12 protein-coding genes are annotated in these 9,812 nt (G+C 67.9%); 4 read left to right on the plus strand and 8 right to left on the minus strand.

The features are described 5' to 3' along the window. The first annotated feature begins 5 nt into the window (after positions 1-5). The gene (locus tag VGD28_RS10615; RefSeq protein ID WP_331028315.1) at positions 6-1,199 is read left to right on the plus strand and encodes a GNAT family N-acetyltransferase; all 1,194 of its coding nucleotides are present in this window, start codon (positions 6-8) and stop codon (positions 1,197-1,199) included. 70 nt (positions 1,200-1,269) lie between these two features. Here the strand turns inward: VGD28_RS10615 and VGD28_RS10620 are convergent, their stop codons facing one another. The 8 genes from VGD28_RS10620 to hisB all read right to left on the minus strand — a co-directional run bounded on the left by VGD28_RS10620 (position 1,270) and on the right by hisB (position 7,213). Further along, positions 1,270-2,808 carry an amino acid permease gene (locus VGD28_RS10620; RefSeq protein ID WP_331028316.1) on the minus strand — a complete coding sequence of 513 codons (1,539 nt, stop codon included), beginning with the start codon at positions 2,806-2,808 and terminating at the stop codon, positions 1,270-1,272. A gap of 103 nt (positions 2,809-2,911) precedes the next feature. After that, complete coding sequence (locus VGD28_RS10625; RefSeq protein ID WP_331028317.1) at positions 2,912-3,289, minus strand: histidine triad nucleotide-binding protein; 378 nt, start codon at positions 3,287-3,289, stop codon at positions 2,912-2,914. A 119-nt stretch (positions 3,290-3,408) separates the two neighbouring features. Then, the gene (locus VGD28_RS10630; protein WP_331028318.1) at positions 3,409-3,729 is read right to left on the minus strand and encodes a phosphoribosyl-ATP diphosphatase; all 321 of its coding nucleotides are present in this window, start codon (positions 3,727-3,729) and stop codon (positions 3,409-3,411) included. A 256-nt stretch (positions 3,730-3,985) separates the two neighbouring features. Next, positions 3,986-4,180, minus strand: coding sequence for a PEP-CTERM sorting domain-containing protein (locus tag VGD28_RS10635; RefSeq protein ID WP_331028319.1), 195 nt, complete (start codon positions 4,178-4,180; stop codon positions 3,986-3,988). Between the two features lie 195 nt (positions 4,181-4,375). Continuing rightward, on the minus strand, positions 4,376-5,143 hold the full coding sequence (gene hisF, locus VGD28_RS10640; protein WP_331028320.1) for an imidazole glycerol phosphate synthase subunit HisF: 768 nt from the start codon (positions 5,141-5,143) through the stop codon (positions 4,376-4,378). Beyond that, positions 5,140-5,868: a 1-(5-phosphoribosyl)-5-[(5-phosphoribosylamino)methylideneamino]imidazole-4-carboxamide isomerase gene (gene hisA / locus VGD28_RS10645; RefSeq protein ID WP_414714490.1), complete on the minus strand. Its 729-nt coding sequence runs from the start codon at positions 5,866-5,868 to the stop codon at positions 5,140-5,142. Before hisA ends, hisF begins: the two co-directional genes overlap by 4 nt. Next, entirely contained in the window at positions 5,865-6,464 is a 600-nt protein-coding gene (gene hisH / locus VGD28_RS10650) for an imidazole glycerol phosphate synthase subunit HisH (RefSeq protein ID WP_331028322.1), read from the minus strand. The genes hisA and hisH overlap by 4 nt, the downstream gene beginning before the upstream one ends. Positions 6,465-6,625: 161 nt before the next feature. Further along, positions 6,626-7,213: an imidazoleglycerol-phosphate dehydratase HisB gene (gene hisB, locus VGD28_RS10655; RefSeq protein ID WP_331028323.1), complete on the minus strand. Its 588-nt coding sequence runs from the start codon at positions 7,211-7,213 to the stop codon at positions 6,626-6,628. Positions 7,214-7,334: 121 nt separating this feature from the next. Here hisB and VGD28_RS10660 point away from each other — a divergent pair, with 121 nt between their 5' ends. The 3 genes from VGD28_RS10660 (at position 7,335) to VGD28_RS10670 (ending at position 9,713) form a co-directional block, all read left to right on the plus strand. Continuing rightward, a complete protein-coding gene (locus VGD28_RS10660) occupies positions 7,335-7,817 on the plus strand; it encodes an SspB family protein (RefSeq protein WP_331028324.1) in 483 nt (160 codons plus the stop codon). A gap of 93 nt (positions 7,818-7,910) precedes the next feature. Next, positions 7,911-9,296 (plus strand): class II fumarate hydratase, encoded by a 1,386-nt coding sequence (gene fumC / locus VGD28_RS10665; protein ID WP_414714491.1) that lies wholly within the window; start codon positions 7,911-7,913, stop codon positions 9,294-9,296. A gap of 219 nt (positions 9,297-9,515) precedes the next feature. Next, a complete protein-coding gene (locus tag VGD28_RS10670; protein WP_331028326.1) occupies positions 9,516-9,713 on the plus strand; it encodes a hypothetical protein in 198 nt (65 codons plus the stop codon). Positions 9,714-9,812 lie beyond the last annotated feature (99 nt).

The following is a 9,812-nucleotide window of genomic DNA, read 5'->3' on the forward strand; positions in this document are numbered from 1 at the left end:
GGTGGATGTTGCAGGCACGGAAGGCAGAACGGGCATATGCGCCGACGATCGTCGTCCGGCTGCACAATGGCGTCCCTGCGCTGCTCGACGATCTGGCGGCGCGCACGGACCCGCATCACCATTTCCTGCGCGCTGCCTGGTATCGGATGGCAGCTGGCGAAGGTGCCGTCACCCTGGCGGCGATCCGGCCCGATGGCACGCCGATCGCGGCTCTCCCCACCACGCCGCTGGGACCTGCCCTGATCGGCGCGCGGAGCGTTCCGGGGAGCTACTGGCCCTATCGTTCGATCCCGCTCAATCCCGAGGCATCGGGCGCGGAGCTGTCAGCGTTCTTCGCGAACCCGGCGAGCATCGCCGCGCTCGGCCCGGCGTGGCGGATCGGGCCGATCTATGCCGACGATCCTGCGACGGTGCGGATCAAGCGCGCCGCGGCGGCGGGCGGCTGGACGGTGCTGACCCGCAAGCTCGGCCGCACCTTCCTGTTCGATACGCGGGACGACAGCTGGCCGCGGCGATCGACGCGGCGGCGGCTGGCCAATTACGAGCGCCAGCTGGCGCAACTGGGCGAAGTGACGATCCGTGAGGTAAGCGGGGCGGGTTGGACCCGCGCGGTGTTCGACCGTCTGGCGGCGATCGAAGCGGCGAGCTGGGTCGGCACCGGGACCGACGGCACTGGCGCCAAGTTCCTGACCGATGCCAAGCGCGCGGGCTGGATCGAGATGATGGCGGATCCGGTGCTCGCGCAGGCGCTTTCGGCAACGATCCTGTCGGTTGGCGGCAAGCCTGCGGCCTTCTCGTTCGATCTCCGTTCCGGCACCATGCAATATGGCATTGCCAGCAGCTACGACCCGCGTTTCGCCGCGTTCCGCCCGGGCAAGATCGTGACGGCCCATCAACTCGAGCAGGCGCGAAGGGCAGGGGTCGAGACGATCGACCTCGGCGCGGGCGATTCGGGCTACAAGCGCGAGATGGGCGCGGTGGCGGGGCCGGAGATCCTGGACCTGCTGATCGTGCGCAACCGGCCGGCTGCGTCGCTGCTGCGGCTGCGCTGGGGTGCGGAGTCCGAGATCGCGCGCGAAGCCTATCTCGCCGCGTCGAAGCTTCGCGATGCGGGGCACGAGCGTGGCGACCGCGGGCGGATCGAGGCGCTGCTCGCGTTGGGCGCGCTGGCGGCCACGGTACTGACCTTCGCGGAGTAGGCCGGAGCCGGCATGAAGAAGGGGCCGGGAGATTTGCTCTCCCGGCCCCTGTTCAGTCGCCAAAAGCGGCTCAGTGCGTGCCGGGAACCGGCGGGTCGAGCTCCTGATAAGCCTCATGCTCGGGAGTCTCGACGATGCCGCGGCCGACATGGCTCTTGCGGCGGCTGTAGCCGAAATAGACGATCAGACCGACCACCGCCCAGCCTACGAACATCATCTTGGTGTCGTGGCCAAGGCTGTAGAACAGATAGGCGCAGCCAAGGATCGCGAACGGCGCGGTGATGATGATCAGCGGCGTGCGGAACGGCCGCTTGCGGTCCGGATCGGTACGGCGAAGCACCAGCACGGCGATCGACACCGCGGCGAAGGCGAACAGCGTGCCCGAGTTGGAAATGTCGGCGAGCTTGCCGACCGGGAAGAAGGCCGCGAACAGCGCGACGAACACGCCCGTCATGATGGTGATGACGTGCGGCGTGTGGAACTTCGGATGGACCTTGGAGAACATGGCCGGAAGCAGACCGTCACGGCTCATCACGAAGAAGATGCGGGTCTGGCCAAACATCATCATCAGGATGACCGAGGGCAGCGCCAGGCCGGCAGCGAGGCCGATCAGGTTGCCGATCTGGGGCCAGCCGATTTCCCGCAGCGTCCAGGCGAGCGCTTCCTTTGAGCAGACCACCGCTTCCTTGCCGGTCGCGGCGGCGGTTTCGACGCATGCCTTGGCCAAATCGGTGCTGCCCGGGGGCAGCGCCGCGCCGTCAGGGCCGAGCAGCGGCTGGGCGCCGACGCTGCCGATCACGCCGGCGGCGACTAGCAGGTAGAAGATGGTGCAGATGGCGAGCGAGCCGATCAGGCCGATCGGCATGTTGCGCTGGGGGTTCTTGGTTTCCTCGGCCGCGGTCGAGACCGCGTCGAACCCGACATAAGCGAAGAAGATCGATGCCGCGGCCGCCGACACGCCGGCGAAGCCGAGCGGCGAGAAGGGCTCGAAATTCTGCATGTTCATCACGGGGATCGCGAGCACGATGAACAGCGTCAGCGCCGCTACCTTGACCGCGACGAGGATCGAGTTGACGAGCGCACTTTCCTTGGTGCCGATCACGAGCAGCCAGGTGACCAGCGCGGCGATGAGCATCGCGGGCAGGTTGATGAGGCCGCCGTCATAGGGGCCCCGCACCAGCGCGTCCGGTATGTCGATCGCGAAGGCGTTCTCGATCAATCCGACGACATAGCCCGACCACCCGACCGAGACGGCGCCCGCCGCCACGGCATATTCGAGGATCAACGCCCAGCCGACCATCCACGCGATCAGCTCGCCCATCACGGCGTAGCTATAGGTGTAGGCGGAGCCGGAGACCGGCACCATCGCGGCCATCTCGGCATAGCAGAGCGCCGCGACCGCACAGACGACGCCGGCAATCACGAACGACAGCATCATGCCCGGGCCGGCCTTTTGCGCGGCTTCGGCGGTAAGAACGAAGATGCCGGTGCCGATCACCGCGCCAATACCGAGCATGGTGAGCTGGAACGCTCCCAGCGAACGGTGGAGCGACTTCTTCTCGGCAGTGGCTAGGATGGCGTCGAGTGGCTTTACGCGCCCGAAAATCATGCAACTTCCCCCAATGCGGCGTGGCTCTTGCCCTGTCGCCGCTGATACGAAAGCCGGGAGCCTAACCGCAAAATGGGATGGCGCAATCCCCCAGTGTAACGCTTTATCGCGCGAGCATTGGTCCCAAAGGCTTGCCGGCGAAGACATGGACATGGAGGTGGGGCACTTCCTGTCCGCTGTTCAGGCCGACATTGGCGAGCAGGCGATAGCCCGGCTCGACCGCGCCAGCCTCCCGCGCGACGGTGCCCACGGCACGCACGAATCCCGCAATCTCAACGTCGGTGGCGCGTGCGGAGAAGTCGTCCCACGAGACATAGGCGCCGCGCGGGATCACCAGCAGATGGGTGGGCGCGAGCGGGTTGATGTCGTGGAAGGCGATCGCGAACTCGTCCTCATAGACGCGTTTTGAAGGGATCTCGTCGCGGAGGATCTTCGCGAAGATGTTCTGGGGATCGTAGGGACGCGTGGCGTCGATGGGCATGGGGGATATCTCCATCCGTTCGGGCTGAGCTTGTCGAAGCCCTGTCCTTCTCGCGGCTGACCAAAGAGGAAAAACGACGCTTCGACAACCCCGGCGCCAAGGCCGGGGGCGAACGGACTCTATCCTGTCCGCGCAGCCTTCTCGTCGATTCCGGAAATGCCCTCGCGGCGGGCGAGCTCGGCGCGGACGTCGTCGAGCGACAGTCCGGCATCCGCGAGCAGGACGAGGAGGTGGAAGATCAGGTCCGCCGCCTCGCCGGTGAAGCCCTGGCGGTCGTCCTGCACCGCGGCGATCGCCGCCTCGACCGCTTCCTCGCCGAGCTTCTGCGCGATCTTGGCGCGGCCCTTCGCAGTCAGCTTGGCGACATAGGAGGTTGCGGGATCGCCGGTGCGGCGCTCGCGGATCACGGCTTCGAGCGTGTCGAGGATGTCGGCGGCCATGCGAAGGGCAGTCCTCCAGCGGCGCGCCGGTGTCAATCCTCGGGCTTGCGCTTGCGGCGGCGCATCGCGCGCTGGGCGAGCCAGATCCCGCCCGCGGCCATCGCGGCGAGCGCGAGATCCGACAATTCGGGCATCGAACGCCGTGAAACCTCCCCGCTATGCGCGGCGAGTGCGGGTGTAGCGGCGAGCAGCAGAAGGGGCAGGGCGCGGATCATGCGCGCGAGCATAAGGCCGCTGCCCTGCCAAAAGGTGAACCTCAGTCGGGCTTGCGGCGCTGACGGCGGCGCATCAGCGCGGCGCCGGCGATGCCCAGCGCGAACAGGCCGATCGCGGCAGGCTCCGGGATCGCGGCGGGACCGCCCGATGAACTGGGAGGACTGCCGCCCGAGGAGCTCGGGGCACCGCCGCTCGACGTGCTCCCGCCCGGTGTCGATGCAGGCGGGGTATCCATGGCAAATGCGGACGTGGCGGGCAGCGCAATTGCTGTCGCGACGGCCGCGAGACAGATCGTCATTCGCGTCATTGAGATTCTCCTTCCCGTTGACGGGAAGGGACGGCAGCAAGAAGGCGGCCAGAAGCGGCAGCGCGGGGGATTCAGCGCGATTGGCTGGTTAACGATGCGCGGGCAAACAGGGTAACTGTCAAGTTAACCGACGCTGCGGACGGGAATCCCCGCTGCGGCGAGCGCGGCATGGGCGTCGGCGATGCTCGCTTCGCCGAAATGGAAGATCGAGGCGGCGAGCACGGCGCTGGCATGGCCGTCGCGGATGCCGGCGACGAGATGATCGAGATTGCCGACCCCGCCCGAGGCGACCACGGGGACGGTCACCTGATCCGCGACGGTGCGGATGAGGTCGAGGTCGTAGCCGTCGCGCGTGCCGTCGCGGTCCATCGAGGTGAGGAGCAATTCACCTGCGCCGAGCCGCGCGAGATTGAGCGCATGCTCGACCGCGTCGATCCCGGTCGGCTTGCGGCCGCCATGGGTGAAGACCTCCCAGCGCCCTTCCGCCACGCGGCGCGCATCGACCGAGGCGACGACGCACTGGCTGCCGAAGCGCTCGGCGATCTCGCTCACCACCTCGGGGCGGGTGACCGCTGCCGAATTGACCGCGACCTTGTCCGCGCCGGCGAGGAGGAGCGCGCGCGCGTCCTCGGCGGTGCGCACGCCGCCGCCGACGGTGACGGGCATGAAGCACACTTCGGCGGTGCGGCGGACCACGTCGATGATCGTGCCGCGCGCCTCGTGGCTGGCGGTGATGTCGAGGAAGCACAGCTCGTCCGCGCCCGCGGCGTCATAGGCGCGCGCCTGCTCGACCGGATCGCCCGCGTCGCGCAGATTGACGAAATTCACGCCCTTGACCACGCGGCCATTGGCGACGTCGAGACAGGGAATGACGCGCGCGCGGACGGTCATTGTTCGACTTGGGCGACGGCCTCGAGCGCCTCGGTGAGGTCGAGGCGGCCGTCATAGAGCGCGCGGCCCGTGATCACGCCCTCGATGCCGGGCTTGCCGACCAGCGCGTGGATGTCCGAGATATCGGCAACGCCGCCGCTGGCGATCACCGGGATCGAGACTTCGGCGGCGAGCGCGACGGTCGCCTCGACATTGCAGCCCTTGAGCAGGCCGTCTCGGCCGACATCGGTGAAGAGCAACGCGGCGACGCCCGCATCCTCGAAGCGGCTGCCGAGCTCCGCGACCGACACGGTGGAGACATCGGCCCAGCCCTTGGTCGCGACGAAGCCGTCGCGCGCATCGACCGCGACGACGATCCGGCCCGGATGCGCGGCGGCCGCCTCGCGGACGAAATCGGGATCCTCGAGCGCAGCGGTGCCGATCACCACCCGCGCGACCCCCATGTCGAGCCAGCGCTCGACCGCGGCGCGGTTGCGGATGCCGCCGCCCAGCTGAACCTTGCCCGGGAACCGTGCGAGGATCGCGGCGACCGCACCGCCATTGATCGATTCGCCCGCGAACGCGCCGTCGAGGTCGACGACATGGAGATGCGTCGCCCCCGCCTTGGCGAAGGCTTCGGCCTGTGCGGCGGGATTCTCGCCATAGACGGTGGCGCGCGCCATATCGCCCTCGGCCAGGCGGACGACCTGGCCGGCTTTCAAGTCGATGGCGGGGAAGACGATCACGGGTTCCACCTCAGGAAGCGTTCGAGGAGCGCCAGCCCGTAGCGCTGGCTCTTTTCAGGGTGGAACTGCACCCCGGCGAAATTGTCGCGGCCGATCGCGGCGGCGACCTGGCCGCCATGCCCGGTCGTCGCCAGCACCGCCTCGCCATCATAGGCGAAGCTGTGCAGGAAATAGGCCTCGCCCGGCTCGATCAGCGGGTGCGGCACGACGGGAACGACGTCGTTCCAGCCCATATGCGGGATGCGCACATTGTTCGCTGGCAGTGCACGCACGGTGCCGTCGAGCCAGCCCAGGCCTCGATGCGTGCCCAGCTCCTCGCCGGTCCTGGCGAGCAATTGCATGCCCACGCAGACGCCAAGGAAGGGCGCGCCGCCGCCGATCACGCGCTGGTCGAGCGCGTCGACCATGCCGGGGATCGCGCGCAGACCCGACGCACAGGCACCGAACGCGCCGACGCCGGGAAGGACGATGCGATCCGCCTTCGCCACCACATCGGGATCGGCAGTGACGGCGACGTCGCGCGCGCCCGCTGCCTTCAGCGCATTGTGGACCGAGTGGAGGTTGCCCGCGCCGTAATCGATCAGCGCGATCGTCATCCGCGGCCGCCCGGAAGTTTACACAGGGTTGACACTATCGCGTCCTCGATCTGCCCTTTCCCCGGGCGGCGTCTGAGGGCGAACGCGGGAAGCGAGCGACTCAAGCAAATCAGATCCAACATATCAACCGTCTTTCCGGCGGTCCGCCGGCGATGCGAGGCTCACAGCGTGCCCTTGGTCGAGGGGATGGCATCGGCCTTGCGCGGGTCGATCTCCACCGCCTGCCGCAGCGCGCGGGCAAGGCCCTTGAACGCGGCCTCGGCGATATGGTGGTTGTTCTGCCCGTAGAGCGTCTCGATGTGCAGCGTCACGCCCGCGGTCTGCGCGAAGCTGTGGAACCAGTGCTCGAACATCTCGGTGTCCATCTCGCCGAGGCGCTTCTGGCTGAACTCTGTCTTCCACACGAGATAGGGGCGGCCGGAGATGTCGATCGCGACGCGGGTCAGCGTCTCGTCCATCGGGCTCAATGCGTCGGCGTAGCGGCGGATGCCGCGCTTGTCGCCCAGCGCCTTCGCCACTGCCTCGCCGATCGCGAGGCCGGTATCCTCGACCGTGTGGTGCTGGTCGATATGCAGGTCGCCGACCGTCTTCACGTCGAGATCGATCAGCGAATGGCGCGAGAGCTGCTCGAGCATGTGATCGAAGAAGCCGATGCCGGTGGAGACGGCATAGGCGCCGGTGCCGTCGAGGTTGACCGTCACGTCGACCGAGGTCTCGCTGGTCTTGCGGCTGATCGTCGCGGTGCGCATGGCCGCTCCATAGCGCCGTGGCAGGCCCATGCAATGATGGCGGAGCTATCCCCGGCCAGAGTTGAGCTTGACCCGCAAGGCCATCTTGACCGGTGCGGCGAGGCCTGTAGGCAATGGACCCATGACTGGTAGCGTGCCCGACAGCCTGATTCCCTATGACGAGATCGTGCAGGAAGCCCTGCGCGCGGTGGTCGGCCGCGTGCTGGATCAGGTCGCGGCGACCGGCGCGCTGCCCGGCACGCACCATTTCTACATCACCTTCAAGACCCGCGCGCCGGGTGTCGACATCCCCGACCGGCTGATCGAGCGCTTTCCGGACGAGATGACGATCGTCCTGCAGCACCGCTTCTGGGACCTGAAGGTCGATGAGGAGCGATTCTCGGTCGGGCTCAGCTTCAACCAGATCCCGTCGATGCTGGTGATTCCCTTCGCGGCGATCACCGGGTTCCACGATCCGGCGGTCAATTTCGAGCTGCGCTTCCAGGCCGCGGAGGACCCCGACGGCCCCGAGCCGCATGACGAGGCCGAGAATGACGGACCCACCGTGACTCCGGTCGAGGACGGATCGAACGTCGTCGCGGTGGACTTCAAGCGCAAAAAATAACGACGTTACCCCAGCGAAAGCTGGGGTCTCGTGCCGCAGGGCTTGCGCTCGCCGCCTGAGATCCCAGCTTTCGCTGGGATGACGGAGGTAGAAATGACCCGCACCGAAACCGACTCGATCGGCGCGATCGAGGTGCCCGCGGACGCCTATTGGGGCGCGCAGACGCAGCGCAGCATCGAGAATTTCCCGTTCGGGCCGTCCGAACGGATGCCGATCGGCATCGTCCATGCGCAGGCGATCGTGAAGCAGGCCGCGGCGCGGGTGAATGCGAGGCACGGCCTCGCGCCCGAAATCGTCGCGGCGATCGAGGATGCGGCGCAGGCGATCGTGTCGGGCAAGCTGGACGACCAATTCCCGCTCGTCATCTGGCAGACCGGCTCCGGCACCCAGACCAACATGAACGTCAACGAGGTGATCGCGGGCTTCGCCAACGAGAAGCTGGCGGGCACCCGCGGCGGCAAGGCGCCGGTCCACCCCAACGATCACGTCAATATGAGCCAGTCGTCCAACGACAGCTTCCCGACCGCGCTGCACGTCGCGACAGTGCTGGCGACGCGCGACGCGTTGATCCCGGCGCTGGCGACGCTGACGGAGGCGCTGGCCGCCAGGGCGAAGGCGTGGGATCATATCGTCAAGATCGGCCGCACCCACACGCAGGATGCGACGCCGCTGACGCTGGGGCAGGAATTCTCGGGCTATGCCGCGCAGCTGGTGAGCTGCCGCGTGCGGATCGAGGAGGCGCTGAACGGCAATATCCGCCAGCTTGCGATCGGCGGCACCGCGGTCGGCACCGGCTTGAACGCGCCTGCGGGCTGGGCCGAGGACATGACCGCGGCGATCAGCGCCATCACCGGGACCGAGTTCGAGAGCGCGGCCAACAAGTTCGAGCAGCTCGCGGCGAAGGACGGGCTGGTCTTCTTCTCCGGCGCGCTCAACACGCTGGCCGTGGCGCTCAACAAGATCGCCAACGACATCCGCTTCCTGGGCTCCGGGCCGCGCTCCGGGCTGGGCGAGCTGTCGCTGCCCGCGAACGAGCCGGGCAGCTCGATCATGCCGGGCAAGGTCAACCCTACGCAGTGCGAATCGCTGACGATGGTCGCGGCGCAAGTGATCGGGAACCATCAGGCGGTCACCGTGGGCGGGATGCAGGGGCATTTCGAGCTCAACGTGTTCATGCCGCTGATCGGCGCGAACGTGCTGCGATCGATCCATCTGCTGAGCGTCGGGATGACGAGCTTCGCCGAGCGTTGCGTCGACGGGATCGAGGCGAACGAGCGGCAGATCGCCGATCTGGTGGGCCGCTCGCTGATGCTGGTGACCGCGCTGGCGCCCGAGATCGGATACGACAATGCCGCGAAAATCGCGAAGGTCGCGCATGCCGAGGGGCTGACCTTGCGCGAGGCGGGCCTGAAGCTGGGACTGGTGGACGAGGCGACCTTCGACCGGCTGGTGCGGCCCGAGACGATGGTGGGGCGTTAGGATTCTAATCCTCCCCCGCCAGGGGGAGGTGTCAGCGAAGCTGACGGAGGGGGCGGGTTCCAGAACGTTGGCGGCTCGTTTCCTCCCCCTCCGTCGCGCTGCGCGCGCCACCTCCCCCTGGCGGGGGAGGATTGAATGCCGATCCAAGTCACCCGCCGTTCAGGGAACCGCCGCGACAACGCGCCGTTGTTGAAGCGAGCAAAGCCAAGAGGAATCAGTATGATCGGCAAGGTTATCGGCGCGCTGGTGGGACGTGAGATCGATCGGCGCGACGGCAGCGGCGGTGCCAAAGGCGCGGCGCTGGGCTGGGTCGCGGCGGGCGCGATGCGGCGCCTGGGGCCGCTCGGGGTGGCGCTGGGTGGCGCTTATGTCGCGAAGAAGGTCTATGACCGCCGCAAGGCATCGCGCCGCGCGTAGAGTTTGATTCCGCTACGCTCAGTGACGGCGCCGGCCCGCTCCCCCGCCCGGCCACCCAGGATGCCCGCCGCGCGCAGCGCCGCCGCGAGCCCGTGATGG

Source organism: Sphingomonas sp., from assembly GCF_036402235.1.
Lineage (GTDB): Bacteria > Pseudomonadota > Alphaproteobacteria > Sphingomonadales > Sphingomonadaceae > Sphingomonas.

Bases quoted from the DNA above. Each gene is read 5' to 3' on its own strand.
- fumC (WP_414714491.1), top strand. From the start codon at position 7,911: ATGACCCGCACCGAAACCGACTCGATCGGCGCGATCGAGGTGCCCGCG.
- VGD28_RS10625 (WP_331028317.1), bottom strand. From the start codon at position 3,289: ATGCCCATCGACGCCACGCGTCCCTACGATCCCCAGAACATCTTCGCG.
- VGD28_RS10670 (WP_331028326.1), top strand. From the start codon at position 9,516: ATGATCGGCAAGGTTATCGGCGCGCTGGTGGGACGTGAGATCGATCGG.
- hisF (WP_331028320.1), bottom strand. From the start codon at position 5,143: ATGACCGTCCGCGCGCGCGTCATTCCCTGTCTCGACGTCGCCAATGGC.
- VGD28_RS10635 (WP_331028319.1), bottom strand. From the start codon at position 4,180: ATGGATACCCCGCCTGCATCGACACCGGGCGGGAGCACGTCGAGCGGC.
- hisB (WP_331028323.1), bottom strand. From the start codon at position 7,213: ATGCGCACCGCGACGATCAGCCGCAAGACCAGCGAGACCTCGGTCGAC.
- VGD28_RS10660 (WP_331028324.1), top strand. From the start codon at position 7,335: ATGACTGGTAGCGTGCCCGACAGCCTGATTCCCTATGACGAGATCGTG.
- VGD28_RS10615 (WP_331028315.1), top strand. From the start codon at position 6: ATGTTGCAGGCACGGAAGGCAGAACGGGCATATGCGCCGACGATCGTC.
- VGD28_RS10620 (WP_331028316.1), bottom strand. From the start codon at position 2,808: ATGATTTTCGGGCGCGTAAAGCCACTCGACGCCATCCTAGCCACTGCC.
- VGD28_RS10630 (WP_331028318.1), bottom strand. From the start codon at position 3,729: ATGGCCGCCGACATCCTCGACACGCTCGAAGCCGTGATCCGCGAGCGC.
- hisH (WP_331028322.1), bottom strand. From the start codon at position 6,464: ATGACGATCGCGCTGATCGATTACGGCGCGGGCAACCTCCACTCGGTC.